Source organism: Oerskovia enterophila (genome assembly GCF_044748475.1).
GTDB lineage: Bacteria > Actinomycetota > Actinomycetes > Actinomycetales > Cellulomonadaceae > Oerskovia > Oerskovia enterophila.
Window position 1 is genome coordinate 26,712 of sequence record NZ_JBIVFZ010000008.1, and the last position, 25,404, is coordinate 52,115.

General features: G+C 72.8%; 21 protein-coding genes. 3 read left to right on the forward strand and 18 right to left on the reverse strand.

Features of this window, described 5'->3' with window-relative positions; genetic code table 11:
- The first annotated feature begins 34 nt into the window (after positions 1 to 34).
- The gene (locus tag ACIPWA_RS19520) at positions 35 to 508 is read left to right on the forward strand and encodes an Lrp/AsnC family transcriptional regulator (protein ID WP_056644442.1); all 474 of its coding nucleotides are present in this window, start codon (positions 35 to 37) and stop codon (positions 506 to 508) included.
- Between the two features lie 229 nt (positions 509 to 737).
- Here the strand turns inward: ACIPWA_RS19520 and ACIPWA_RS19525 are convergent, their stop codons facing one another.
- The 7 genes from ACIPWA_RS19525 to rpmB form a co-directional block, all read right to left on the reverse strand.
- A complete protein-coding gene (locus tag ACIPWA_RS19525; RefSeq protein ID WP_400292265.1) occupies positions 738 to 4,631 on the reverse strand; it encodes an SCO7613 C-terminal domain-containing membrane protein in 3,894 nt (1,297 codons plus the stop codon).
- Between the two features lie 62 nt (positions 4,632 to 4,693).
- Positions 4,694 to 5,998, reverse strand: coding sequence for a YibE/F family protein (locus ACIPWA_RS19530; protein ID WP_400292266.1), 1,305 nt, complete (start codon positions 5,996 to 5,998; stop codon positions 4,694 to 4,696).
- A gap of 207 nt (positions 5,999 to 6,205) precedes the next feature.
- On the reverse strand, positions 6,206 to 6,487 hold the full coding sequence (locus ACIPWA_RS19535; RefSeq protein ID WP_056644436.1) for an HU family DNA-binding protein: 282 nt from the start codon (positions 6,485 to 6,487) through the stop codon (positions 6,206 to 6,208).
- Positions 6,488 to 6,878: 391 nt separating this feature from the next.
- Entirely contained in the window at positions 6,879 to 7,184 is a 306-nt protein-coding gene (locus ACIPWA_RS19540) for a type B 50S ribosomal protein L31 (protein WP_056644431.1), read from the reverse strand.
- 48 nt (positions 7,185 to 7,232) lie between these two features.
- Complete coding sequence (gene rpsN, locus ACIPWA_RS19545; RefSeq protein WP_400292267.1) at positions 7,233 to 7,538, reverse strand: 30S ribosomal protein S14; 306 nt, start codon at positions 7,536 to 7,538, stop codon at positions 7,233 to 7,235.
- 10 nt (positions 7,539 to 7,548) lie between these two features.
- On the reverse strand, positions 7,549 to 7,716 hold the full coding sequence (rpmG, locus tag ACIPWA_RS19550; protein WP_056644425.1) for a 50S ribosomal protein L33: 168 nt from the start codon (positions 7,714 to 7,716) through the stop codon (positions 7,549 to 7,551).
- Positions 7,716 to 7,952, reverse strand: coding sequence for a 50S ribosomal protein L28 (gene rpmB / locus ACIPWA_RS19555; protein WP_056644422.1), 237 nt, complete (start codon positions 7,950 to 7,952; stop codon positions 7,716 to 7,718). Before rpmB ends, rpmG begins: the two co-directional genes overlap by 1 nt.
- Positions 7,953 to 8,066: 114 nt before the next feature.
- Here rpmB and ACIPWA_RS19560 point away from each other — a divergent pair, with 114 nt between their 5' ends.
- Positions 8,067 to 9,386: a CobW family GTP-binding protein gene (locus ACIPWA_RS19560; protein ID WP_400292268.1), complete on the forward strand. Its 1,320-nt coding sequence runs from the start codon at positions 8,067 to 8,069 to the stop codon at positions 9,384 to 9,386.
- Positions 9,387 to 9,506: 120 nt separating this feature from the next.
- Here ACIPWA_RS19560 and ACIPWA_RS19565 read toward each other — a convergent pair whose 3' ends face one another.
- The 5 genes from ACIPWA_RS19565 to ACIPWA_RS19585 form a co-directional block, all read right to left on the reverse strand.
- Positions 9,507 to 13,841, reverse strand: coding sequence for an endo-alpha-N-acetylgalactosaminidase family protein (locus ACIPWA_RS19565; protein WP_400292269.1), 4,335 nt, complete (start codon positions 13,839 to 13,841; stop codon positions 9,507 to 9,509).
- Between the two features lie 52 nt (positions 13,842 to 13,893).
- Positions 13,894 to 15,795 carry a glycoside hydrolase family 35 protein gene (locus ACIPWA_RS19570; protein WP_400292270.1) on the reverse strand — a complete coding sequence of 634 codons (1,902 nt, stop codon included), beginning with the start codon at positions 15,793 to 15,795 and terminating at the stop codon, positions 13,894 to 13,896.
- Positions 15,792 to 16,739, reverse strand: coding sequence for a carbohydrate ABC transporter permease (locus ACIPWA_RS19575; RefSeq protein WP_400292271.1), 948 nt, complete (start codon positions 16,737 to 16,739; stop codon positions 15,792 to 15,794). Before ACIPWA_RS19575 ends, ACIPWA_RS19570 begins: the two co-directional genes overlap by 4 nt.
- Positions 16,736 to 17,689 (reverse strand): carbohydrate ABC transporter permease, encoded by a 954-nt coding sequence (locus ACIPWA_RS19580; protein WP_056761102.1) that lies wholly within the window; start codon positions 17,687 to 17,689, stop codon positions 16,736 to 16,738. The genes ACIPWA_RS19575 and ACIPWA_RS19580 overlap by 4 nt, the downstream gene beginning before the upstream one ends.
- A 182-nt stretch (positions 17,690 to 17,871) precedes the next feature.
- Complete coding sequence (locus ACIPWA_RS19585; RefSeq protein ID WP_056644416.1) at positions 17,872 to 19,182, reverse strand: ABC transporter substrate-binding protein; 1,311 nt, start codon at positions 19,180 to 19,182, stop codon at positions 17,872 to 17,874.
- Positions 19,183 to 19,496: 314 nt separating this feature from the next.
- On the opposite strand from ACIPWA_RS19585, the gene ACIPWA_RS19590 reads away from it, so the two are divergent.
- On the forward strand, positions 19,497 to 20,561 hold the full coding sequence (locus ACIPWA_RS19590; RefSeq protein ID WP_400292273.1) for a LacI family DNA-binding transcriptional regulator: 1,065 nt from the start codon (positions 19,497 to 19,499) through the stop codon (positions 20,559 to 20,561).
- A gap of 39 nt (positions 20,562 to 20,600) precedes the next feature.
- Here the strand turns inward: ACIPWA_RS19590 and ACIPWA_RS19595 are convergent, their stop codons facing one another.
- The 6 genes from ACIPWA_RS19595 to ACIPWA_RS19620 form a co-directional block, all read right to left on the reverse strand.
- A complete protein-coding gene (locus tag ACIPWA_RS19595; RefSeq protein ID WP_400292275.1) occupies positions 20,601 to 20,957 on the reverse strand; it encodes a hypothetical protein in 357 nt (118 codons plus the stop codon).
- Positions 20,938 to 21,504, reverse strand: a complete 567-nt coding sequence (locus ACIPWA_RS19600) for a type IV toxin-antitoxin system AbiEi family antitoxin domain-containing protein (protein ID WP_082608331.1) — start codon at positions 21,502 to 21,504, stop codon at positions 20,938 to 20,940. Before ACIPWA_RS19600 ends, ACIPWA_RS19595 begins: the two co-directional genes overlap by 20 nt.
- A 360-nt stretch (positions 21,505 to 21,864) precedes the next feature.
- Positions 21,865 to 23,175: a Dyp-type peroxidase gene (locus ACIPWA_RS19605; RefSeq protein ID WP_400292279.1), complete on the reverse strand. Its 1,311-nt coding sequence runs from the start codon at positions 23,173 to 23,175 to the stop codon at positions 21,865 to 21,867.
- Entirely contained in the window at positions 23,168 to 23,785 is a 618-nt protein-coding gene (locus ACIPWA_RS19610; RefSeq protein WP_400292282.1) for a copper chaperone PCu(A)C, read from the reverse strand. Before ACIPWA_RS19610 ends, ACIPWA_RS19605 begins: the two co-directional genes overlap by 8 nt.
- Positions 23,786 to 23,934: 149 nt before the next feature.
- Complete coding sequence (locus ACIPWA_RS19615) at positions 23,935 to 24,627, reverse strand: copper resistance CopC family protein (RefSeq protein WP_083201250.1); 693 nt, start codon at positions 24,625 to 24,627, stop codon at positions 23,935 to 23,937.
- A gap of 97 nt (positions 24,628 to 24,724) precedes the next feature.
- Positions 24,725 to 25,378: a hypothetical protein gene (locus ACIPWA_RS19620; protein ID WP_068625079.1), complete on the reverse strand. Its 654-nt coding sequence runs from the start codon at positions 25,376 to 25,378 to the stop codon at positions 24,725 to 24,727.
- Positions 25,379 to 25,404: the final 26 nt, after the last annotated feature.

A 25,404-nucleotide genomic window follows, 5' to 3' on the forward strand; every position in this document is an offset into this window, starting at 1 on the left:
GTGTGCTGCGCGTCACAGGGATAGGCTGAACGATGTGCGCAGCTACGATGCCGTCGACCTCGATCTCCTCGTCGCGCTCGCGAAGGACCCGCGCGGCACGATCGTCGCGCTCGCCGAGCGCCTGCGGCTCTCGCGGAACACGGTGCACGCACGCATGGCCCACCTCGAGGAGGCCGGTGCGTTCCTCGACTTCGACCGGCGCATCGACCCGGAGTTCCTGGGGCACCCGCTGACGGCGTTCATCGAGGTCGAGGTCAAGCAGAAGGAGCTGAGCCGCATCGTGGCGACGCTCGCGGAGATCCCCGAAGTCCTCCAGGCCCACGGCCGCTCGGGCACGTCGGACCTGCGGGTACTGGTCGCGTGCCGCACCACGGACCACCTGTTCCGCATCGACGCCGCGATCCTCGCGATCGACGGTGTCGAGCGCACCGAGACCTCGCTCTCGATGGGCGAGCTCATCCCCTACCGGGTGCGGCCGCTGATCGAGCGGGCGCGCAAGACCCTCTGACGAGGGCGGGGGCTCACCCAGCGGCAGAGAGGTCGACGGCGGAGTGGTCGGCGGCGGGGGCTGGCAGCGGGGGCCTCAGCGAGCGGCGGAGTCCTTGACGAGCAGGTTCGGCTGGGCAGGAACGGCGTTCGCTGAGCAGGAGCCGCTCCCGGTCAGCCGAACAGCCCCGACACAAGCCCCCGGACCCGCGATGGGCCGGGCCAGCGGGGGGCAACCCGTTCCCTCGTCCTCACCGCAGGTCGCGCAGGTACGCCGCAGCGCCGTCGAACGCGGCCATGCGCCGCTCGTAGTAGACCGCGAGGATCAGCAGCAGCCCGCCCGCGGCGGTCAGCGTGAGCATCCACGGCCCGGCCGAGATGGCCGTCCCGAGCTGGCTCACGAACACCACGAGGATCTCGACCGGGAGCACCACGACGCCCAGGACGAACGGTGCCGCGAGGTGCAGGCGCGTCCCGACCAGCACGGCCGCGAGCGCGAGCCCGACCACGAGCACGGCCCGCCAGGTCCGGGCGTCGGTGTAGGTCGCGAGGACCGAGGGGCCCAGCGTCGCTGCGATCCCGACCGCGAGCGTGCGCCACGAGCCCACGAACCCGACGGGCCAGTCCGCGAGCCGCGCCACCGGCGCTCGTCCCGGCGCAGGCGCAGGACCCGACGACGCCACGAACGCCAGGTACCCCGCGACCAGCAGGCCCGCCCCGAGGGGCAGCGAGAAGACCTCGACACGCAGCTCGCGCGGGGACCAGGCACCGATCGCGGTGACGAGCGCGAGCCCCCACACGAACCAGGCCGGGGGCCAGCGCAGGTCCTCGGGCGCCGTCGCGCGCAGCGCCTGGCGCACGGTGTGCACGACGAGCACCAGGAGCGCGACCTCGAGGGACCAGGTCAGGACGATCGCGGTCCAGCTCTCGCCGACCGCGGCCACGGGCCCGACGACGGCGAGCACCATCGCGGGCGCGGCCCACCACCGCCGGGCCGCGGGGGCGAGCGGGAGGTGGGCGACGTCGTCGGGCCCGGCGCCCGTCGCCCCTGGCCCCATGGATGCCGCGGACACCAACCGGTGCCCCGCGAGCGCCGCGAGCGCGGCCCCGGCCGCGGACCAGGCGAGCGCCCCGAGGTAGGTCGCCGTCGGGTCGTCCCCGACGGCCCCCGAGGCCGCGACGAACCGCAGCGCGGCGGCCAGGCCGCCGACCGACGCGAGCACCGCCGCGAGCGACAGGTACGTCGCGGCATCCCTCGCCCACGAGGTGCTGACGCGGGTGCCGCGGGCCGCGAGCCGGCGAGCGACCTCACCACCGACGACGAGCACGAGCCCCAGGGCGAGGAGCACGGGGTTGCGCCACGGACCGGCGTCGGGCAGGAGGATCGAGACGAGCAGCGACGGCACCACGAGCAGTGCGAGGCCCCCCGCGACCAGGCGTCGCCCACCCGGTCCGCGACGCGCGAGGATCCCGCCGACCACGACCGCCGCGAGCGCGGGCGGCGCGGTGTACGCCTCGACGAGACCGACCCCGAGCAGGCTCAGCAAGGACCACAGCGCCCCGACCCACAGCACGGCCGCGAGCCACCACGTCCAGCGGCGGGCGGGTCGACCCGCGACGACCGCGGCGCCGGTCCCCAGGACCAGGAGCACGATCATCGCGGTCTCGGGCCCCGCCGAGACGCGCACCAGGGAGAGCAGGACCGCGACCGCGGCCGTGACGAGCGTGCTGACCTCGACCGCCCCGCCGACCGGCTCGGTGTGCGTGTCCGGGAGCCCGCGAGCGCCGAGGAACGCGAGGGCCTGCGGGACGGCCACGGCCGCGCCGGCCGTGAGGATCGCGACGAGCGGGAGCACGACGGGCGACCCGCTGCCCGGGACGAGCTCCGCGCCCAGGCACACGAGCACGACCGAGGCCGTCGGGAGCAGGAGCCCGGCCGCCGCGACCCGCACGGCGCGCGTCATCCCGGGGCGTCGCGTCAGGACCAGGACGGCCTCGAGCGCGAGCATGGTCGCGGCGGCCGCGGCCGACCAGTAGCTGCGCTCCTCGAGGACCGAGGCCACGCCCAGGACGAACGGCACCGACGTCGTGACCAGGACGGCCCACCACGAGGGACGGTCGACGGCCCGCAGGCGCGTCACGACGATCGCCACGACCGAGGCCGTGACCGACACGACCGCGAGCGCCTCGACCCCCGCGAGGCCCGCCCACCCGAGCGTCATGCCCAGGACCAGGAGCGCGTACCCGTAGCCGAGGCCCACGAGGTACGGGCGGCCCCCCGCGGGCACGACCCGTCGGGCGAGCAGCAGGAGCCCCAGCACGACGGCGCCGCCCAGGACCGCGGTCGGGCGCGCCGCCCAGGAGACGACGGCCGCCATGCCCGTCAGGGCGAACATGCCCGTGAGGGCGGCCATGGCCCAGCGGGCACGTTCCGACCTCACGGACCTCGGGAGGGCCCCGGGGACGACGACCGTCGGAGATCCGGTGTCAGAACTGGGCCGGTCCCCGGACCGGCGTGCTTCTGACAACTGGTCGGTGAGCACGAAGAGCGCGAGTGCCAGGGCCGCGAGCAGCCCGAACGACGTGACCGCGGCCCACGCCGGGTGCAGCGCGATCCCGGTGAGCAGGAAGAGCACGACCCACGGCAGGCCGGCCCGGGCACCCGAGCCGAGCCACGTCCCGAGGCGGAGCACGCTCAGGCCGAGGAGCCCCAGGGCGAGCGCACCGACCCCGACGAGCGCGGCCGTCGTCGTCGCGTCGTCGAACACGCCGTCCTGGGCGAGCGGGACGTCCGTGAACGACCACTGCGGACCTGCCGCCCGGACCGATGTCAGCGCGACCAGCACGCGCGCGGCCAGGTACCCGACCGCCGGGAGGGTCGCCACCGCGAAGACCGCGAGCGCGCCCGTCACGAGCGCCTCCCGGGAGCGTGCCGTGGCCCGCGCGGCCGTCGCGGCCGCGACCAGGACGGCGCCGGCCGCGAGTCCAGCGACGGGGGCCAGGCCGATCGACCACGGCCAGTGCCCGACGCCGAGCAGCACCGCCGCGAGGACCGCCACCGCGCCCGTGACCCACCACCAGAGCCGCTGCCCCGTGCACCGCGCAAGGATCGCGGCCGTCGCCGCACCCCCGACCATGACCAGGGCCGCGCCGCTCCACCCGGGGAGCCACGAGACCGGCGGGACGGCCATGCCGACGAGGAGCGCGGTCGGGTACACGAGGTAGCGCGCGACCTGGAGCACGGTCGTCTCCGCGACCAGACGGGATCCGAGCCTGGAACCCGAGACGCGCGCGACCGGCAGCTCCAGGAGGGTCACGAGGCAGGCCGCGAGCATGCCGACCGCGTACACCCCGGACTCCGTCCCGAGGTCCACGGACGAGCCCCCGGCGACCGCGCCCGCGAGGACCACGGGAACCACCGGGGCGAGGATCAGCCCGGCGGCGCTCCAGGTCCGCATGCGCACCAGGTGCCCGGCCACCAGCAGACCCGCCGAGACGAGGAGCAGCAGCATGCCGCGCGCGAGCGCGGGGTCCGTGCCACCGAGCAGCCCGGCGCTCAGGAACAGCTCGACGTCGACGAGCAGCAGGACGACGCCGAGCGCACCGATCGACTCGGCCGAGGCGCCCATGCCCCGCAGGCGCAGGAACACGGCGGCCCCGAGCGCGAGGAGCGTGACGACGCCCGTGACGAGCGCCCGGACCGCGAGGTCGTCCGCGAGCGTGAAGAAGACGAACACGATCGTCGCGACCGCGAGCAGCCCGGCCCCCGCGCTCGCGAGGATGGGCTGGAGGCCGACGCTCGACCGGGTCGGTGCCGGTGCCGGTGCCGGTGCCGGTGCCGCGGGAGCGGTGTACGCCGGCCGGCGCGCTGCGCCCGCCACGGGCACGGAGGGCTGGGGGCGGGCCGGGGCCCCCTGGGCGCGGAGCCGCTCGTCCGCGGACCGCAGGGCGCGCAGACCGGCGGCTCGCCGGTCGAGCGCGGCTGCTGCGTCGCGCGACGCGCGCAGCACCTCGACCGCCCACGGCCCCGACAGGGCGAGGCCGCACGCCTCGCAGCGGGTCGACGTGAGGACGGTCCCGCACCCGGGGCACGCGTGCTGGTCGCGCAGCCGCTCCGTCGCGACCTCGACCCACTGTTCGCTCATGCGCACATCATGGCGAACTCCCAGGTCAGGCATCGGCCCGTCCCGTGGGGTGTCGGTGTCGATCAGGTGAAGGGGGTGCTCCGGGCCAGGTCGTCGTCGCGGTCCGGGTCCACCGTCCCGCCCGCGGCGCCTGCACGAACCACGTCCGCGGCATCGACGGTGCCCAGCGCGCCCGTCGGCACCGTCACGGCAGCGATCGCGGTCGTGAGCGGGATCGCGAGCACGAGCCCGATCGACCCGACGAGCGTCCGGACGACCTCCTCGGCGATCTCCCCCGAGGTCAGGCTCACGCCGAGCGCCTGGTCGGACAGCCAGACCGCCATGAGCAGCGGCAGGGCCGCCCCCACGTACGCGAACGCGATGGTGTAGACGGTCGAGGCGATGTGGTCGCGGCCGATCCGCATGGCCCGGGAGAAGAGCTCGCGCCGTGAGGCGCCCGGCGCGAGCGCGCGCAGCTCCCACACGGTCGACGCCTGGGTGATCGTGACGTCGTTGAGCACGCCCATCCCCGCGAGGACGATCCCGCAGATCGCGATGCCCTGGAGGTCGATCGCGGGGGCGTAGGACGGGAGCCAGAGCGCCTCCTCGGACGTGAGCCCGGTGATGTGCGAGGTCCGGGCGCCCCACGCGGCCAGGACGGCCGTCAGCGCCAGACCGACGAGCGTGCCGACCATGGCGGTCGACGTCCGGGCCGTGAACCCGTGGGCCACGTAGAGCACCACGAACATCACGGCCGACGACGTCACGAGGGCCACGTAGAGGGAGCTCTGGCCCGAGAGCAGCGCGGGCAGCGTGAACTGCCCGATCACGACGAGCGCGACGGCGAGCCCCGCGAGCGCCGCGAGCCCGCGCAACCGGGCGACCGCGAGCACGAGGACCGCGTAGGCGATCGCGAGCAGGGCGATCGGGATGCCGCGCTCGAAGTCCAGGAAGACGTAGGGGGTCCCCCCGTCCCCCGCGGCCTGCTCGATGTGGAGGAGGCGGAGCCTGTCGCCGACCTCGAAGCCGTGGTGGACGTACTCGGGTGGTGCGACCACCTCGACCTCGGTGCCGTCGTCGAGACGTACGGGGACCAGACCGGTCTCGACCTCAGCCTCACCGGTCACCTCGCCGAACACCACGAACGCGCCCTGGGCGGTCACCGGGATCTGGTCCGGCACGTCGGCCCCGCGGGGCCAGAGCGCGACGAGCCCGACGATCGTCAGCACCAGCGCGGGGACCAGGATCGCCGCGAGCACGAGCCGGACCCGTCTGCTCGCAGGGGGCGTCGGGCCGTCGCCGTGCGCGTGCGCGTGGGCGGGCCCGCCACGGTCAGGACTGCTCAGTGCTCGCCGTGCTCGCCTCGTCGGGTGCTGCGGGACGCTCATGGTGCCCTCCGGTCGGGGTCGGGCGCACGCCCTGGACCCGCCCACCTTAGAGAATGAGAACAGTTATCGCTAGCGCTCCACGCCCGATCGCCACGCACCCAGGGCACGACACAGGCCCGGGTGCCCGACGTCGTCGGGCACCCGGGCCTGTGTCAGTGGTGCGGGGCGCGGCCCCGCGGTGCGGCACGCCTCAGCGCGCCGCGAGGATCACTTGGTGACGGCCTTCTTCAGGAGGCTGCCGGCGCTGATCTTGACACCGAAGCCGGCGGGGATCTGGATCTCCTCGCCGGTGCGGGGGTTGCGGCCCGTGCGAGCGGCACGCTCGACGCGCTCGACCGAGAGCAGGCCGGTGACCTTGACGGCCTCGCCGTTGCCGAGCGACTCGACGAGGACTTCCTGGAACGCGTTGAGGGCGTTCTCGGCCTGAGCCTTGGTCAGGTCGGACTTTGCGGCGATGGCCGAGACGAGCTCAGACTTGTTGAGCGACATGCGGATCCCTTCATCGGTTCACGCCTCGCGGTGGGCACCGCGCGACGTTGAGGTCTCAGTTTGCCAGCCGTGAGGCGGGACTTCGTGGACAACACTAAGGAATCTACGGGGGTTTCCGCGCGTTTCCGCGCCGAACGTGTTTCTCTGAACGCGGAATCTTGCCCGTTTTGCCCTGAATGTGACCTACTTGGCGCCCCCGGGACCCCCGGAGGAGCTCCACGCGCACAAGATCCGCACACGCGAGAGGCGCCCGACGACGCGCCCACAGCCCCGTTCGCCGTCACTCGGCGCGCTGCAGCACGCCCCGGTACGCACGGAGCCGCCCACCCCGAGGGGTGGGCGGCTCTCCTGGCCACGAGCTGGCGACCGCGGCCCGACGACGAGCGACGGCTCAGCGGCCCTCGCTCTTCGCGGCACCTCCCGTGGCGCCCTTGCCGTAGCGCTGACGGAACTTCTCGACGCGGCCGGCGGTGTCCACGACGCGCGCGGTACCCGTGTAGAACGGGTGGCTCGCGCTCGAGATGTCGACGTCGACGACCGGGTAGGTGTTGCCGTCGGTCCACACGATCGTCTTGTCCGGACGGCCAGGACCCGACGCGCTGGTCCCCGCGAGGGTGGAACGCGTCAGGAACGCGAAGTCGGCCGAGATGTCGCGGAACACGACCGGTCCGTACTCGGGGTGGATGTCCTTCTTCATGGGTGCTCCTCTACGACTCTCGACTGCTGGGCTCTCGACGGGTGTCGACTACCAGCTGGACTTGGTGACGCCCGGCAGCTCCCCGCGGTGCGCCATGTCGCGCAGCCGGATGCGGGAGAGGCCGAAACGCCGGTTGTACGCGCGCGGACGACCGTCGACCACGTCGCGGTTGCGCAGGCGGGTCGCGCTCGCGTCGCGAGGCTGCTTGCGCAGCTCCATCGCGGCCGCCTCCTTCTCGGCGTCCGAGGCGCTGGGCGACGCGATGATCCTCTTGAGCTCGGCGCGCCGCTCGGCGTACCGAGCGACGATCACCTCGCGCTGCTCGTTGCGCGCGATCTTGGACTTCTTGGCCATGCGGCTCCCCTTACCGTTCCTCGCGGAACGCGACGTGTGCCCGGGCGACCGGGTCGTACTTGAGCAGGGTCAGCCGGTCCGGGTCGTTCCGACGGTTCTTGCGGGTCACGTACGTGTACCCGGTCCCTGCGGTCGAGCGCAGCGTGACCACGGGACGCAGCTCGGTGCGTGCTGCCATCAGACCTTCTCCCCTCGAGCGATGATGCGTGCGACGACCGCGTCGATCCCTCGACGGTCGATCGTCCTGATCCCCTGGGCGCTCACTCTCAGCCTGACATGCCGGCCCAGTGACGGCACCCAGTAGCGCTTGTGCTGGATGTTGGGGTCGAAGCGACGCCTGGTCCGCACGTGCGAGTGCGAGATCGAGCGGCCGAACCCCGGCGAGGTGCCGAGCACCTGGCAGACGGCGGACATGAGCTTCCCTTCGGTGGGTCGTGGAGACCCGACGGTACTTACTGAGAACGATTCTCGTCAAGAGGTATGCTCTCGACTGATGAGAACCGTTCTCTGTAGAGGTGGAGCGTCCAGATGCCCGCAGATATTCCCGGGGCCCCCGGCACGGCCGCGAGCCGCCGCGCGGCCTCGCCGGCCCCGACGAGCAGCGGCCCGGCCCCCGACACGGGCGGCCCGCCGGGCCGCGTCCCGCTCAGCGTGCTCGCCACGATCGACCCGGTGCTGCGCGACACCACGGTCTTCGGGCTCGTGACCGACACCCCGCGGTCGGTCGTCCTGCGCCACGACATCCGTGCCGAGGACGGGACCCTGCGCCGCCTCGTCGTGGACGCGACCGGGGTCGTCGAGGACACGCTCGTCGACCTCGAGCACGCGTGCCTGTCGTGCGCGGTCCGCGAGGACGCGATCCCCACGCTGCGCGGCCTCGCACGCGACGGACGCTGGGACCAGGTGCTCCTCGCCCTGCCCGTGTCGGCCGAGCCGCTGCCGGTCGCGCGGGCCCTGGGCGGCGCGACCCGGCCCGGCGGCGCGCTCGACGGGTTACGGCTCGCCACGGTCCTCACGGTCGTCGACCTCGCCGCGGTCGAGACCGATCTCCTCGACGACGACCTGCTCGAGGAGCGCGGCCTCGCGCTCACCGCCGCCGACCACCGCTCGGTCGGCGAGGTGCTCGCGGCCCAGGTCGAGCACGCCGACCTCGTGGTCACGACGGGCGCGCCCACCCCGGCCATCGTGAGCGGTCCCGACCTCTCCGGCTCACGCCCCCTGCCCGACGGCGCCTCCCACCCGGGCGCGTCCCCGGCGGTCCACGCCGCACAGGACAGGCGGCACGCGAGCGCACGCACGGGATCGGGCCTCGTCGACAGGCTCAGGGCCGACGGCTCGACCCGGCTCGACAGCCTCGACGGGCTGCATCTCGCGGACCTGTCCGCGGCGACGCACGACGCGACCCGCGCCGAGCGCCGCGCCCACCCGTTCGGGGCGCGCGCCGTCGTCGGGCAGGACGAGGAGACCGGGACCTGGACCCTCGAGCTGTCCTCCGACCTGCCGTTCGACCCGCAGCGCCTCCTGCACCAGGTCCGGCGCCTCGGGACCGGGCGCCTGCGCAGCCGCGGCGTGTTCTGGGTCCCCAACCGGCCCGACTCGATGTGCGCGTGGGACGGCGCGGGCGGGCAGCTGAGCATCGGAGAGGTCGGGACCTGGGAGGACCTCGCGCCCCGGACCCGGCTGGTCTTCACGGGGGCGGCCGACTCGGCCGGGGACCGCGATGAGCTGCGCGCGGCGTTCACCGAGATCCTCGCGACGCGCGAGGAGGTCGCCGACGGCGGGCTGCGCTGGCTCGGCCGTGAGGACGTGCTCGCTCCCTGGCTCGGGGCGCGCACCGACGCCGTCTGACGACGAGCAAGGCCCCGGGAACCGTCGTGGGTCCCGGGGCCTTGCTCGTGGTGCTCGACGGCCGGCTCGCACCGGCCGCCGACCGTCCGCCGGGAGCACCCCCGGCGGACGCCTCGCGGGCTAGCCGCAGCTCGTGGCCGCGTACTCGCTCTCGATCGTGGTCGTGACCTCCTTGCCGTCGACCGTGGCGGTCGCTGTCACGGTCGCCGTGCCCGCCTCGATCGCGTCCTTGCGGGTCGCGAACGTCTGGCTGGCGCTCTTGCCCGGCTGGACCTGCTGGAAGGTCTTGGTGCCGAACGGCGTGGAGATCTTCACGTCGACCGGGAAGTCCTCCTCGTTGACCGCGCGGACCGCGAGCTGGACGCGCGAGGCCGTGCACTGGGCCTTGGCCGTCGTGGTGACCTCGAGCTCGGGCTCGGGCTCGACCGGGTCGGCGCAGGACACCTTGGCGGAGCCCCAGTCGGCGTGGTCGTTGCCGTTGCCGTCGCCGCCGTCGGTCACGATCAGGTCGAGGTAGCGGACCCCTGTGACCGGCACGTCCAGGTCGACGGTCTTGCCGCCGCCCTTGAGCACCTCGGTCTGGGCGAGCTGGGTGCCGTCACCCACGACCTTGAACTGCACCGTGCCCTTGGTGCCCTGGACGTCGTCGACCCCCACGGTCGCCGTGAACGCGTCGCACTGCGCGGCGAGGAAGACCCGGACCGACGAGTTCGCGTGCGTGCCGAGGCCCTTCTCGTGCGCGACGCCGCGCAGCGAGAGCGGCTTGCCGTCCTTCTCGCCCTGCTCGCCGTTGGACAGGTCGCGCTCGACCGGTCCCCACCCGTTGGTCGTCGAGACGAACGGCAGGTCGCTGACCCAGTTCTCGCCACCGTTCGGCGGCACGACGACCCACACCGACTGGCCGGCCTCGACCGACCGCTCGCCGACGGGCGCAGCCGTGGTCGTGTACGAGCCGCCCGAGGTGAGCGTGTAGGCGTCGGCGGTGATCTTGCCGTGCGGGGTGACCTGCCACGTCGTGGTCAGGACGCCGCCTGCCGGGAGCGTGGCCGCGGTCGAGGCGTTGGTCGCCTCGACCTCCCAGCCCTCGGGCACGTCGAGCGTCACCGCGACGTCCGCGACGGCCACGGGCTCGTGGACCGTGAGGCGCGTCGTGACGGTGCTCGCGACGTCGGGCTCGAACGCGACGGGTCCGGGGGACACCGTCAGGGACGCGCAGGCCGGGGTGGCCTCGGCCGGACCCAGGTCCACGACGCGGAAGTCGTCGAGGATCAGGTCGGACTGGTTGCCGCCCGCGGTGAGCTTGCGCAGCCCCACCCAGGTGTCGCCGCAGCCGCTGGCCACGACGTCCTCGGAGAACGTCGCGGTCGTGCGCTGCTGCCCCAACGGGGTCGCGTGGGTCTCGACCGACGCCGGGGCGCCGCTCGCGACCGAGTCGTAGCCCGTGACCCACTGGTACTCGCCGCCGTTGCCCGACTGGTAGTCGAAGCTCACGCGGTACTGACGCCCCGCCTCGAGCTTCACGGTGCTGGGCACGGTGCGGTAGACGAGGCCCTTGTTCTCCTCGTGCGCCTTGAGCGACCAGTCGCCGGACAGCGCGTCGTCGACGAGCTTCCCGTTCCAGCCGGCCTGCGTGTAGGGCGCGTTGCGCTGGGCGATGTGCGTGCGCGGGTCGGTCACGCCGCCCGCGTCGCCCTTGACGAACGGTCCCCAGCCCTGGGGCACGTTCTCGAAGTCCTCGAACGCGACGACCGTGCCGGTCTCGCCCTCGACGGCCGGGGCCACCGAGCGCGTGGCGCTCACGACGCGCAGGTCGTCGACCCGCACGACGGCGTCGCCCGCCGAGGCGGAGACCGTCAGCGTCGGGCGGGCCGGGCCCGTGACGTCGACGAGCACCTGGACCCGCTGGTAGTAGCGGTTGTTCTTCTCGTCGGCCGCGACGAGGTTCTTGGCGGTCGAGCGCTCGACGACGGTGCTCGCGGTCTGCGCGACGCCCTCGCCCGAGACGGACAGGGTGGTCGAGCGGGACTTCCCGGGCTGGACCTCGACCCACGCGCTCACGGCGTAGGTACCGGTCGAGAGCTCACCGAGCTGCTGGCTCAGCGACGAGGCGCCCGCACCGAGCGCCGCGACGCGCTGCCCGTTGGCGAGCGTCTCGATGCCCGTGGTGCCGGTCGTCTCGTACGCGTCGAGCGTCGCGGCGTTGAAGCCGGGGTCGGCGATGCCGCTCGCGGCGCCCCACGCGACGTCCTCGGCCGAGGGGGTCGCGACGCCCTGCGGGTACAGCACGTAGGGCTGGCCCGCGGTCGCGTCGACCGTGACCTTGCCGCCCGTGACCGGGACGTCCGCGACCTTCTCGCGGCCCGTGGTCGTGAGCTTGTACATGGTCAGGCTCGTGGCCCCGGCGAGCTCGTCCGTGAGGGTCCACGTGGTCGAGCCGCCGGCCGGGTTGTAGTGGTAGAGCTTGCTGCCCTCGGCAGCCTCTCCCTCGAGCCCGGGGGCGTCGGTCGCGTTCCACGGCAGGAGGTAGGTGCCGCCCTGGGCGACGACGGCGTCCCCGACGAGGATCTGCCGGTCGGCCGCGGTCGTGCCGCGGGCCGAGACGTCACCCGTGAAGTCGATCCGGTCGGTGCCCCAGCGCACGATCTCCTGGTGCTGGAGGAACTTGGTCGGGACGTTGGTCGTCCAGATGTTCTTGTAGAACGCGTTCCAGTCGGTCTGCCCGGTCCAGCCCTCGAACTCGACGAGCCGCGCGTTGCCGAGCAGCGGGTGCGGGTTCCAGGTGTCCTTCTCGGCGTTGTCGATGAAGCGCACGATCTGGGAGTTCAGGCCCTTGTTCGCGGCGCCGCCGTAGTTCTCGTCGGCGGACCAGTGGCTCCACAGCGAGTTCGCCTCGAACTTGTCGGACCACTCGGTCGCGATCTGGAGGTCGTTGGCGCGGGCCGCATCCGCGAGGGCGCGGGCCTGCCAGCCGAAGTTGTAGTAGACGTCGACGTAGAGGAGGTCCAGGTTGCCCTGGGTCTCGTCGGCGAGCTGGCCGATGCGTGCGGCCAGGTCACCGCTGTTCACGTCGCGGCGCTGGTCGATGTAGTACGACTGGCCGAGCCAGTTCCAGCCCTTGGCCGAGGGGTCGACGAGCTCGTCGGAGAAGGCGTTCGCCTCGGCGTAGGCCTCGGTCGCGTTGATGTGGACGCCGAAGTCGGCGTTCCAGTCGCCGCCCTGCGCGAGCAGCGTGTTCATGTCCTCGAGGCCGCCCGCGCGCTCGTTGTAGTTGCCGCCGTAGTCGGGGTGCGCGGAGTCGTGCCCCTCGGAGCCGTAGCCCTTGAGCAGCGCCATCTGGCCCAGGCCGTCGGTCGCGAGCGAGATGCGCTTGACGTCGTCGAGCGTGCGCAGGAACGGGTGCGTGGCCTGCGAGGCGAAGTTGAACGGGATGTGGGTCACGACGCGGTCGGCGACCTGGTCGGCGCCGAGCGCCTTGGGGGCGGTCGCGCGGAACGCGATCGCGCCGTCCTGCCAGTCGACCTTGTCGTCGGCGTTGGCGTCGGCCGTCACGACGACGGTCGCGTACGGGAGCTCCTCGGTGACCGGCGAGCCCTGGGCCCGGTAGGTCCACGCGCCGCTCCAGACGCCCACGCGCACGCCGCCGTCGGCCGCGCGCGCCTGGCGCTGCAGGCGGTTGCCGTCCGCGGCGGCCTTGCCGTTGGCCTCGTCGTAGACGCTGTTGGTCACGATCGTGGCCGACAGCGCGCTCGTGCTCACGATCGCGTACGCGGACCCGACCGGGTTCGCGTTGACGGGGGTCTGCCCCGTGACGGACGTGAACGTGTCGCCGACCTTGCCGCGGTCCGGGCTGATGACCGCCGAGGCGACCACGGCCGACGGGTCGGCCGACGAGACCGAGAGCAGGTCGTGGCCCGGGACCTCGATGGTCCCGACGCGGAACGCCTCGGTGTCGGTCACGCCTGTGACGCGGAACGTCACGGCGCTGCCCTCGACCTCGAGGCGCGTGTCGATGCTGACGCCCGCGAGGTCGGGGAACGTCAGGCGGTAGTCCCGGCTCGTCTCGCCGGGCTCGCCCGCCTCGACAGCGACGGCCCGGTCGGTGCCGTTGAGGCGCACCTTCGTGACGGTCGCGGTGCTGCCCGCGAGCGAGGCACCCGACGCGCGGTCGGTGTAGCTCAGGACCCGCGGGAAGTCCGCGGCGACCTGGACGTCGAGCTGCGCCGAGCGCAGCGTGGCCGCGCCCTCGACGCTCGCGGCCGCGACCTGCTCGGCCGTCAGGCCGAGGGCCGAGAGCGACGTCGCGCTGCTCGCCGGGGTGTGGACCGCCGCGGCCGCGGCGGGCAGCGCCGCGAACGGCACCACCACCGCGGTCGCGAGCGCCACGAGGCTGCGGGCACGGCGCGAGGCGCCACCCGGGTGGGAACCGGCCCGAGGGCCAGGGGAATGTCGAACCATGTGCTGATCTCCTTCGATAGCAGTTCATCGGCCGTCCCCCGACCGACGGGCGTCACAGCTCTTCGACGTACTCCTCGGGCTCGCCGAGGACGGCCTCGTCCGTCAGCTCGAGGTCGGAACCGACCGCGTGCAGCTCGAGGACCGTGACGGTGTTGCTCCCCGCGCGCAGCAGCGGCGCGGGGACGTAGAGGGTGTGCTGGGGGCCGCGCTCCCAGTAGCGGCCGAGCAGCACGTCGTTGACCCACACGAAGCCCTTGGTCCAGCCGGGCAGGGTCAGGAAGGTGTCGGCGGGCTCGTCGAGGTCGAGGGTCGTCCGGGCCAGGACGCCCTGGGGCCCGACGGCGTCGCGGGGCACGCTGTGGGCGTCGGGCTCACCCGCCGCCCACAGCCCGTCCACGGGCAGCAGGTCGAGCGGCAGCGACCGCGAGGTCCAGCCGTGCACGATCCGGCGCTCGACCAGGACGTCGCCCAGGATCCCCTTGTGCTCACCGAGCCGGGGGCCGTAGTTGATGCGGCCGAGGTTCTCCACGAGGATCTCCAGCCGCACGGGCACGCCCTCCCCGTGGACCGTGAGCCCGCGGTGCGAGGTCTCGCGCTCCAGCACGCCGACCTCCCGGCCGTCGACGTAGACCGTCGCGCGGTCGTGCAGCCCGAGGACCGAGAGCGTGCTGTCCCCCGGAGGGAGCACGGGCGTGGCCGTGTGGAGCACGAGACCGGCGTTCTGTCCGAGCTCCTCGAACGTCAGGGGCGACGACCGGACGACCGCAGCGCCCGACGCCCGCAGCGCGGGCAGGAGCGGGCGCGTGCTCACGGGCGGCAGGGCGCGCGCGGCGAGCTTGGGCGACGGCGCGATCCACCGGTCGTCCTGGGCGTCCTCGGGGATCCGGGTCCCGTGCGCGGCGTGCTCGGACAAGACCTTGCGCAGCGCGAAGAACTTGGGGGTCACGCTCCCGTCCTCGGCGACCGCGGCGTCCGAGTCGTAGCTCGTGACCGTCGGCTGCAGGCGGGTCCCGTCGTGGTTCGCTCCGGCCGTGAGCCCGAAGTTGGTGCCACCGTGCGCCATGTAGAGGCTCACGGAGCCGCCGAGGTCGAGGAGGTCGCGCACGTCGGCCGCGGCGCTGTCCGCACCGCGCACGTGGTGCGGGTCGCCCCAGTGGTCGAACCAGCCGTTCCAGAACTCGGCGCACACGAACGGCTGCTCCCCGCGGCGGGCCGTGAGCTTGTCGAGCGCCTGTCCGGGACGGCTGCCGAACGTGGCCGCCGCCAGTACGCCGGGGAGCGAACCGCCGTCGAGCATGAGGTCCGTGGGGCCGTCCGCCGTGAAGAGGAGCTCGTCGATGCCGCGCTCCACGAGCGCGTCGTGCACCCACGCCATGTAGGCGTGGTCGTCGCCGAAGCTGCCGTACTCGTTCTCCACCTGGACGGCCACGACCGGGCCGCCGCGGTTCGCCTGGAGCGCCGCGATGCGCGGCAGCAGCTCGTCGAACCAGGCCGCGACCGCGGCGAGGTAGGCCTCGTCGCTGCACCGGAGCCGGATCCCGGGCGTCGCGGTGAGCCACGCGGGCAGGCCGCCGTTGTCCCACTCGGCGCAGATGTACGGCCCGGGGCGCACCACCACGTCGAGTCCCAGGTCGCCCGCGAGGCGCACGAACCGCTCGACGTCGCGCCACCCGGTGAAGTCGAACGTGCCGCGCGCGGCCTCGTGCCAGTTCCACGGGACGTAGGTGTCGACCGTGTTGAGACCCATGGCGCGCAGGCGCAGGAGGCGGTCCTCCCACAGGTCCGGGTGGACCCGGAAGTAGTGGACCGAGCCCGACAGCATCCGGTGCGGCACGCCGTCGCGCACGAGGGTCGCGCCGTCGGCGCGCAGGGTCGACGGGAACGCGCCGTCGGCGCGCAGGGTCTGGCCGCCGGCCGGGCTCGAGGCCCGGTCGGCTGGGTCGTGCTGGCTCACTTGATAGCCCCCGCTGCAAGTCCGGAGCGCCAGAAGCGCTGGAGGGAGAGGAACGCGACGATGAGCGGGACGACCGCCACGAACGCGCCGATGATGACCATGTGCCGCTCGATCTGGCCGGCCTGGACCAGGGCGTTCCAGCTCACCAGCCCGACCGTGACGGGCCGCAGGTTCTCGGAGATGAGGACCTGCGAGGGGAGCAGGAAGTTGTTCCAGATCTCGACGAACTGGAAGAGGAAGATCGTGACGAGCGCGGGGGCCATCATCTTGAGGCTGACCCCGAAGAAGATGCGGCCCTCGTTCGCGCCGTCGAGACGCGCGGCCTCGATGACCTCGTCGGGCACCGAGCTCGCGGCGAAGATGCGGCCCAGGTAGACGCCGAACGGGCTCACGATGCTCGGCAGGAGCACCGCGAAGTAGGTGTTGACGATGCCCGTCGCGGAGAACATGAGGAACAGCGGGAGCGTGAACAGCACCTTGGGGATGAGGACCGCACCGAGGACCACGCCGAACAGCAGGCCCTTGCCGCGGAACTCGTACTTGGCCAGGGCGTAGCCCGTCGCGACCGCGATGAGCGTCCCGAGCCCCGCGCCGACGATCGAGTAGAGCGCCGAGTTCGCCATCCAGACGGCGAAGATCCCGTCCTTGTACGCGAACAGGTCCTGGATGTTCCCGATGAGGTCGAAGTTCGAGAACCACAACGGGCTGCCCGAGAACGTGAACCCGGCGTCCTTGGTCGCCGCGACGAACAGCCACCACAGCGGGAACAGGAAGTACACGGCGGTCAGCGCGAGCACCGCGGTGACCGCGATGCGGCTCGTGGCCGTGGTCTCGATCGAGTCCTTGCGCAGGCCGTCCGGGGTCCCCTTCGGGGTGGAGCGCTTGCGGCGCAGGCGGTTGCCCGCGGTCTTCTCGGCCACGACGGGCACGCTGCTCGTGGTCACGAGGACCTCCTGGACGTCAGACGGAAGAAGAGGACGGACAGCACGGCCACGCCGACGGCGAGGAGCACCGACTGGGCTGCGGCGTACGGGTAGTTGGCCGACTGGAGCGAGGCCTGCGCGGCCATGATCGGCGTGTAGCTCGCGTCGATCGCCCCGGTGCTCTGCTTGAGCACGAACGGCTCGTTGTAGAGCTGCGCCGAGCCGATGATCGAGAAGATCGTGGTGAGGAGGATCGCGGGCCGCACGAGCGGGATCTTGATGCTCCACGCGGTGCGCCACGGCGAGGCCCCGTCGAGCTTGGCGGCCTCGAGCACCTCGCCCGGGACCCCCTGGAGCGCGGCGTAGATGATGATCATGTTGTAGCCCGTCCAGCCCCACGTCACGACGTTGGCGACGGCCCACAGCGCGAGGTCCTGGCTGAGGAAGTTGACCTCGATCCCGAACCACCCGAGCACCTGACCCATGGGACCGTTCGTGGGCGAGTAGAGGAACGACCACATGAGCGCCGAGACCACGGTCGGCACCGCGTAGGGCGCGAAGCTCGAGAGCCGGAAGAATCCCTTGGCCCGGGCCGAGGCCGAGTCGATCAGGAGCGCGATCCCGAGCGCGAGGACCAGCATGACGGGCACCTGCACCACGCCGAACAGGAGAACGCGCCCGATCGAGCTGATGAACTTCTCGTCACCCAGCGCGTACGCGTAGTTGAACAGGGGGTCGAAGATCTCCTGCGTGCCGCCCAGGCCCAGCGCGTCGCGCTGGATCCGGAACAGGCTCTTGTAGAGCGCGAAGAGGATCGGTGCGACGTACATCCCGACGAACAGCACCACGAACGGTCCGACGAACCAGATCGCGTACCGGCTGGTCCGGCTGCGCGGCCGCCTGGGCGGCGTGGCCGCCGTGGGCTTGGTCTCCACCGGCGGCGGTGCCGCCGACGTCAGGCTCGTGGTCATGGTGGGTTCCTCAGGGGGATGCGTCGTGGTGCCCGACGACGTCACGCGCCTGGGTGCACCGGTGCTCGGAGGTGCGTGGCGTCGTCGGGCCTTCTGCTGCGGTGATGCTCGGGTGATGCTGTGCCGGTCGGTGCGACCCGGCCGTCGAGACCGGGTCGCACCGCTCGTGCGGGACCGTCAGGTCACTCGTTGACGGCGATGCCCTGCTGCTTGAGCTCGGACTCGGTCGCCTCGCGGGCGCCCGTGAGCGCGGTCGCGACGGTCGCGCCGCCCTCCTTGGCGTAGGCCTGCTTCATGCCCGTGGCGAGCGTGCCGACCAGGGTCGAGACGCCGGGGCCCCAGGCCCAGTCCTCGTTGACCTGACCCGAGGCGGTCTTGAAGACGTCGGCGACGACCTGTCCGCCGAAGTAGTCGTCACCCGAGGTGAGGAGCTCGGACTCGAGGCCCGCGACCGAGGCCGGGTAGACGCCGCCGCCCTCGATGAGCGAGTCGACCGAGCCCGGGTCGGTGCTGAGCCAGTTGGCCACGGTCCAGGCGGCCTCGGGGTCGTCGCAGCCCTTGAGGACCGCGGAGAGGCTGCCGCCCACGTTGCCGGTCTTGGCGTCGCCGGCCTCCCACTGCGGGAGCTCGGCCACGGCCCAGTCGCCGGCCGAGGCCGCCGCGGAGTCCTTGAGGATGCCGGAGAACCAGGCCGCGCCCACGATCGTGGCGATCGAGCCGTCACCGAGGCCCGCGGACCACTCGTCGCTCCAGATGCCCGCACCGATCAGGTCGGCGTCGATCAGGCCCTGCCAGTAGCTCGCGACCTCGAGGTTCTCGGGCGAGTCGGGCGTGATGGACCAGGCGCCGTCCTTGATCTCGTACCAGGGGGCGCCGGCCTGCCAGGCGAAGCCCGAGTAGTCGTAGTCCTCGTAGGTGCCCGTGAGCTTGACGCCCGCGGCCTTGAGCTGCTCGCCCGCGGCCTGGTACTCGTCCCACGTGGTCGGCACGGCCACGCCGTTCGCCTCGAAGACGGTCTTGTTGTAGAACATCACCATGGGGCCCTGGTCCTGCGGGGCGCCGTAGATCTTGTCGCCCACCGAGACGCCGGCCCAGCCTGCGGGGGCATAGAGGTCCTTGTCGGCCGAGGCGAACTCGGTGACGTCCACGACGTTGCCCTCGGCGACGAAGCTGGGGAGGGTCTCGAAGCCCACCTGGGCGAGGCACGGGGCGTTGCCCGCGGTGATCGAGTTGCGGATCTTGTCGTAGCCGCCCTTGTTGCCGGGCTCGATCTGCGTGTACTTGATCTGGATGTCGTCGTGCGCGGCGTTGAACGCCTTCGCGGCCTCGTCGTACCCGGCGGCCCAGGTCCAGACCTCGACCTCCTTGACCTTGCCGTCGCCCTCGGCCGATCCGCTGCCGGACGTCGAGTCGGACGAGCAGGCGGTCAGGCCGCCCACCGTGAGGGTGAGGATCGACGCGACCCCGGCTGCCTTGATGATCGATGACTTCATGACTCTCCTTCTGACCACACTGTGCTGAGGATGGAGCGGCGACGGCGCCGCGGTCTGCGTGGGGCACACTCTGACACACCGTTGATATGGATCACAACCCTTGCAACATCTGGATGCTCGGTCTGCGTGAATCCGTCACTTTTCGCTGCATGTTCTGACTGTTATGGTCAACACAGGTAACAGTTGGGTGACGGCGACGTGGGCCAGGCAGGCCTGCGGTGTTGACGTCCACTACGCTGCGGAGCACATCCGTGGCCACGCACACCGAGGTGCCCGACGCTCCGCGAGCGGCCCTCACGCCCGAAGGAGAGCACGTGGAACCACCGTCACGGTCCGAGCGGTCGGAGCCGGCGCAGAGCACCACCACGGTCGCTCCCCCGCGAGGCCGCGGACCCGCCATGGCCGACGTCGCCCGCGTCGCAGGAGTGTCCGCGCAGACCGTCTCGCGCGTCCTGTCGGGGCACCCCAACGTCAACGAGACCACCCGCAGCCGGGTGCGTGCCGCCGTCGAGCAGACCGGCTACCGCCGCAACAGCCTCGCTCGCGCGCTCGTGACCGGGCGCAGCAAGACCATCGGCGTCATCACGCACGAGACCGACTTCTACTCGGGCAGCGCCATGATGCTCGGCATGCAGCGCGCGGCCCGCGACGGCGGCTACTTCGTCAGCACCGCGAGCACCGCGTCGCTCTCGCCCGCGTCGATCGCGCAGGCCGTCGAGCGGCTCCTCGACCAGGGCGTCGACGGCCTGGTCATCGCCGTGCCCGTGCGCGACGACGAGTCGCTCGGCGACCTCATCCACGGGACCCCGACGGTCGTCGTGGACGGCATGCAGTCGTCGGCGACCGAGGTCGTCGCGGTCGACCAGGTCGCGGCCGGGCGCGCGGCGACCGAGCACCTCCTGGAGCTGGGCCACGAGACCGTGTGGCACCTCGCGGGCCCCGCGTCGTGGAACGACGCCAACGGACGCACGGCCGGGTGGCGGGCCGCGCTCGAGGACGCGGGGTGCACCGAGCCCCCCGTCCTCTACGGCGACTGGAGCCCCGAGTCGGGGTACCGCAACGGCCTGGTCCTGGGCCGCCTGCCCGAGGTCACGGCGGTGTTCGTCGCGAGCGACGAGATGGCGTTCGGGCTGATCCGCGGACTGACCGAGATGGGTCGGCGCGTGCCCGAGGACGTGTCGGTCGTGGGCATGGACGACATCGCGCTCGCCGCGTACTGCGCTCCCCCGCTCACCACGGTCCGCCAGCCGTTCCACCTGACCGGTCGCCTCGCGGTCGAGCACGTGATCGCGCTCATCGCGGACCCGACGACGGTGCACGAGCCCGAGGTCGTGCTGCCCGAGCTCGCGGTGCGCCTCAGCACGGCGCCGCCGCGCTGAGCCATGGGCGGGACGAGGCCTTGGTGATCGAACGAATGGTCAAGTACGCCCTCTGGATGTCGGCTGCGTCGGCGTGGCAAGGAAGTCATCGATATCACCGCGGATGAGCCCGTCCACGTCCTTGGTCGCGCGCGTGGGCGCGCTGGGAAGCCGATGCTGCAGCAGAGTACCGCCCTTGAGCAGGAAGAGCGGCTGGCCGGTTGTGTCCAGGGCTCGCTGTAGCGCCGCGATGACAACTGTGGATGCAACGAGCCAGGCCAGGCGGCCGCCGCGGCCCCCCAGGCGCTTCTCGGCCTGCAGGAGCCAAGAGTTGAGCACTGTGACCGACGCGGGTTCCTTGTTCTTGGCAGGCAGTTCGGCAAGACCTTCGGGCAGATCAGCGCTCTGCTGTGTCACGGTTCGCCAGTCTCCTTCGCAGGTCAGCGCTTTCGCTTGGGGTGACGCGCCCTGTCTCGCGGGCCGCCGTCAGGGCCTGGCGTAGAAGGTAGGTCGGGGTGCCCGTGTCGATGCACTGGGCGATCGCTGTCGCGGCTGTCACCGTCGGGATCTGTTCGAACCATCCGATCTGGCGGGTATCGAGGTCTTGGTGGTGGACCTCGATCCCGTCGGCGCCGGCACGCCGGATTCGGCAACGCCTGGGCACGGTGACGTGGATCCTGTCGGGGTTGACATCGCTGAGCCCGTAGAGATCGAGGGCGGTCTCGTGAGACAACGCGGCTTCGTCGACACCAGTCCACAGCACTGCCAGATGCAGGTCGTCGTACTCGCTCACCGGGACGACGGTCACACGGTAGACGCCATGAGCGACCTTCTCCAGGTAGCCGCGCGCGACGAGCTGCTTGAGCGCGTGCGGGCTGTGCCCTTCGCGCAGCGCGTCGACGCGGCGGACGAACCCGTGGCTGTCGAAAGCCCCTTCGAGCAGGCGGTCGCGAGCGTGCGGCATGTCAAAAGGGTACCGCCAGTGGCACCCTTTTGACATCGTGTGGCGACGAGGCATCGCCAACGGGGGCTTGGCCGAGGAATGCGACACAGGTCAGCTGTCTCACACGAGCCCGCTCTGCCGAAGGTCCACCCTCCGACCCCGGACGCGCCGGAGGCGGCCCGTCGCGTGAGCGCCCCCCTGCAGCGCTCACACCACGGGCCGCCTCCGACCCTCGCGCTCGTCACGACCCCCATCGACGACCGAGCACTCACATGACTCAGAGGAGGGGCCTCCTCCTTTGATACAGAACGCCGACGTGACCCGCATCACATTCTGACATCGGGTGTCACCATCTGCAGCGGAGCGGCCCGTCGGCCGCGCTCAGCCCAGCAGCGCCTGTCCCAGGAACTCGCCCTCGGCGCAGCCCGGAGGCACCGCGAAGACCGCGGAACCGATCGGCGTCGTCCACTCGTTGAGCAGGTCCACCTCGTCGAGCCGCCGCTGGACCGGCACGAACTGCCGGTCGACGTCCGCCTGGAACGTCACGAACACCAGGCCCGAGCTGCTGAGCGCGCCAGGGTCCGTCGCGACGTCGGGTGCGTCGTCGTAGCTGTACGCGCGCCGCAGGAACCGCTCGGCCGGGTCGCTGGTCCGAGCCCTCCGCACGTGCGCCGCAGGCCCGATCACGGTCAACCCGTGCGGACCGACCGCCTCGAGGTCCGGCTCGTCGTGCTCCTTCTCGCCCGTGAGCGGCGCACCGTCCGCGAGGCGACGCCCCATGACGGCCTCGCGCGTGGAACGGTCGACCTCGTCCCACGTGTCGAGCTCCATGCGGATGCGCCGCACGACCATCGACGTGCCGCCCGCGAGCCACCCGTCCGTGCCGTCCGACCACACGAGCGGGGCGTCCGCGACGGGGTCCACGTTCCGGGTCCCGTCGATCTGCCCCATGAGGTTGCGCATGGTCCGGCCCGCGCGCTCGCTCCCGACCGACCGCCGGAAGCCCTTCTGCAGCCACCGCACCGACGCGAAGTCCCGCGCCTCGCGGAGCAGCATCCGGACCGCGTGCGAGACCGTGACCTCGTCGTCGGCGCAGACCTGGAGCACCAGGTCACCGTCGTTCCAGCGATCCTCGAGCCGGTCCACGGCGAACGCCGGCAGCGGACCCAGCCAGGCGGGACGCCGGTCCTCGAGGCCCGCGGCCGTGAAGACCGCGGCCCCGTAGCCCACCGTGACCGTGAGGCGCGCGGGCACCTCGGCGAGCTCGGGCTCGGTGTCGGTCAGGCCCGGGCGCCCCTCGGTGAGACGCACGACGTCGTCGGTCCAGATCCGCATGAGCCGCACGAGCGCGTCCCGGTCGGTGCCGGGGGCGAGGTTCAGCGCGACGAGCGTCAGGTACGCCTGGGGAGGCGTCTCGACGCCCGCCTGGCGCGGGCCGTGGAAGGGCACGCGCAGGTCACCGTGCAGCGCGAGGGCTCCTGCGGTGCCCGACGACGCCGCTCCCGTCGCGGGGGCCGTGGCCCTCCCGGCCCACGCACCTCCCGCACCGGCGACCGCGACCGCACCCGCGGCGGCCCCGCCGACCAGGAACGCCCGGCGCGAGACCCTGGCCCGCCGGGTGGGGTCGGCGGGCGGCGTCGGTTCCTGATCGGGGGCGGAACCGAGGCCCGTACGGGACGCGCGGTCAGCCATCGTGGCTCATGTCGTGACCCTCGTGACCCTCGTCGTAGTCCTCCTTGGCCCCCGCGAACGTGCGGGCCGGAGCCGTGACGACGAGCGTCGAGCCGTCGCTCAGCTCGAGCGTGACGTCGTACTCGGCCCCGGGCTCGACCGGTGACGAGAGCTCCATGAGCATGAGGTGGTCGCCGCCCGGCTCGAACGCGCGCTCGCCGCCCGCGGGGATCGTCAGACCGCCCTCCTTCTCGCGCATGACCATGGCGCCCGAGTCGTCGGTCGCCATCTCGTGGATCTGGACCGGGGACAGGTCGGACGTCGCGCCGACGACCGTGACGTCCTGGTCGCCGTCGTTGTGCAGGACGGCGAAGGCCGCCGTCATCCCGGAGTCGGCCGCCTTGATCCAGGGGTCGGTCGCGGTCAGGTGGTCGGCTGCCGTGCCCGTCGACGTGCTGCCGGACGAGGCGCTCGGCGCGGGCGCACCGGACGAGGTGTCGGCCGAGGTCGTCGAGCATCCCGCGACCGCGAGCAGCGCGAGCGTCGTGACGGCCGCGCCGAGCAGGGCCGTACGCCGCGGGCGGGCGGAAGCGGATCGGGACGAGGGGTGGGTGGTGGTGCGTGCAGTCATGGTGGTTCCTTCGAGAGGTCCGGCGTCGTGGCGCGCGAGGGCGGCCCGCGGCGCGGGTCGTGCGCGGTCCGGGGCAGGACGGGACGCACGACCGACGGGTCGCGGGAACGCCCGGGCGACGAGTCGCCGGGAAGTGGGTGGAGGGTCTGTCAGTCCTGCTGGCGGCGGCGCACGATCAGCACCGCGACGACGACGGCCGCGGCCGCGAGCACCCCGATGCCGATCAGCAGCGGGGCGATCGAGCGGCCCTCGTCGTCGGTCTCCTCGGGCACTGCCGACGTGGTCGCCTCGGTCGTCGTGTCCTCGGTGGCCGACGGCGTCACGGCCGAGGGCTCCTCGCTCGCCGTGGTCGGGGCAGGCTCGGGAGCCGCCGCGACCGCGAACGAGAACGTGCCCTCGATGGGGTGGCCGTCCGACGAGACGACGCGCCACGCGACCGTGTACGTGTCACCGGTCAGCTCGGCGGGCCACGGGAACGTCGCGGAGGTCCCCTCGATCGTGGGGCTGCCCTGCGCGACGACGGTCCCCGCGGAGTCGGTCACGACGACCTGGGGCTCGACCGCGAGCGGCTCGGTGCTGAACGTCATGGTCAGTGCCGCGGGGGCCGTGGCGAGCTGCGCGCCGTCGGCCGGGTCGGAGCTGATGATGCGGTCGTGCGCCTGGGCCGGGACGGCACCGCCGACGCTGAGCAGCAGGGTCGCTGCGAGCGTCGCGAGGGCGGCGAGGACCGCCACCAGGAGACGGGCCGGGCCGGCGAGGGGTGCGGGGCGTGCGAGGGCGACCGCTCGCCCTCGGCGTGCGGTGGGCGTGGACGGGTGGGACTGGTCGGTCTGCAAAGGCATGGAAGAGGCTCTCGATGAGGCGCGGCACGAGCTCGCGCAAGGGGTACCCAGGGGGCGGCCGGCCTCGTCGATGGTCCGCGCGCGAGCGCGGACGGGGTCAGGAAGGAACGGCGACGGGCCGGGCGAGCAGCGGTGGCCCGCGCGTCGTCGGGATCCGCAGGTGGACCGTCGTCGCGCGGGACGGCGCCACGACCGGGGTCGGGAGCCGGTGCGCGACGGGCAGCGCCGGCAGCATGTCCGTGAGCGCCGTCCGCGGGGCGAGCCACGCCAGCAGCAGGCCGAGCGCCCGCTCGCCGTGGGCGACGACCAGGGCCACGACCAAGGTCGCGAGCACGTGCGCCAGGACCATCCACGCTCCCGCGGGCGTCTCGTGCGGGAGGTGCGCGACGCCGTCGGGCAGGAGGGTCGCGCCCGCGGCGCACGCCGACACCTGAGCCGCTGCCCCGTGCCCCGCGTGCCCCGCCGCGGCGCCCGCCGCCGGGGCGCACGTGACGCCCGCGCCGAACCCCAGGCCGTAGTGCAGCGCGACCTGGCCCGTGCCGAGGACCGCGACCAGTCGAGCGAACGTGAGGCGGAAGCGGGCCGCGAACGTCGCGCCGGCCATCGTGAACGCGGCCAGGGCCGCGAGGATCAGCGGGTCCGGGAGCGTGCCACCGCCGACGCGGTGCGCGAGCGCCGCGAGGGCGAGCACCAGGGTCGCGACGAGACCGGCGCGCGCGACGCGCAACGGACCGGCGACCTGGGTGAGCACGGGGACCACCCTAGCGGGACATGACG

Excerpts from the sequence above, each read along its gene's own strand:
- ACIPWA_RS19525 (WP_400292265.1), bottom strand. The coding sequence starts at position 4,631 with ATGAGCGAACAGTGGGTCGAGGTCGCGACGGAGCGGCTGCGCGACCAG.
- ACIPWA_RS19530 (WP_400292266.1), bottom strand. The coding sequence starts at position 5,998 with ATGAGCGTCCCGCAGCACCCGACGAGGCGAGCACGGCGAGCACTGAGC.
- ACIPWA_RS19535 (WP_056644436.1), bottom strand. The coding sequence starts at position 6,487 with ATGTCGCTCAACAAGTCTGAGCTCGTCTCGGCCATCGCCGCAAAGTCC.
- ACIPWA_RS19540 (WP_056644431.1), bottom strand. The coding sequence starts at position 7,184 with ATGAAGAAGGACATCCACCCCGAGTACGGACCGGTCGTGTTCCGCGAC.
- rpsN (WP_400292267.1), bottom strand. The coding sequence starts at position 7,538 with ATGGCCAAGAAGTCCAAGATCGCGCGCAACGAGCAGCGCGAGGTGATC.
- rpmG (WP_056644425.1), bottom strand. The coding sequence starts at position 7,716 with ATGGCAGCACGCACCGAGCTGCGTCCCGTGGTCACGCTGCGCTCGACC.
- rpmB (WP_056644422.1), bottom strand. The coding sequence starts at position 7,952 with ATGTCCGCCGTCTGCCAGGTGCTCGGCACCTCGCCGGGGTTCGGCCGC.
- ACIPWA_RS19560 (WP_400292268.1), top strand. The coding sequence starts at position 8,067 with ATGCCCGCAGATATTCCCGGGGCCCCCGGCACGGCCGCGAGCCGCCGC.
- ACIPWA_RS19565 (WP_400292269.1), bottom strand. The coding sequence starts at position 13,841 with ATGGTTCGACATTCCCCTGGCCCTCGGGCCGGTTCCCACCCGGGTGGC.
- ACIPWA_RS19580 (WP_056761102.1), bottom strand. The coding sequence starts at position 17,689 with ATGACCACGAGCCTGACGTCGGCGGCACCGCCGCCGGTGGAGACCAAG.
- ACIPWA_RS19585 (WP_056644416.1), bottom strand. The coding sequence starts at position 19,182 with ATGAAGTCATCGATCATCAAGGCAGCCGGGGTCGCGTCGATCCTCACC.
- ACIPWA_RS19600 (WP_082608331.1), bottom strand. The coding sequence starts at position 21,504 with ATGCCGCACGCTCGCGACCGCCTGCTCGAAGGGGCTTTCGACAGCCAC.
- ACIPWA_RS19605 (WP_400292279.1), bottom strand. The coding sequence starts at position 23,175 with ATGGCTGACCGCGCGTCCCGTACGGGCCTCGGTTCCGCCCCCGATCAG.
- ACIPWA_RS19610 (WP_400292282.1), bottom strand. The coding sequence starts at position 23,785 with ATGACTGCACGCACCACCACCCACCCCTCGTCCCGATCCGCTTCCGCC.
- ACIPWA_RS19615 (WP_083201250.1), bottom strand. The coding sequence starts at position 24,627 with ATGCCTTTGCAGACCGACCAGTCCCACCCGTCCACGCCCACCGCACGC.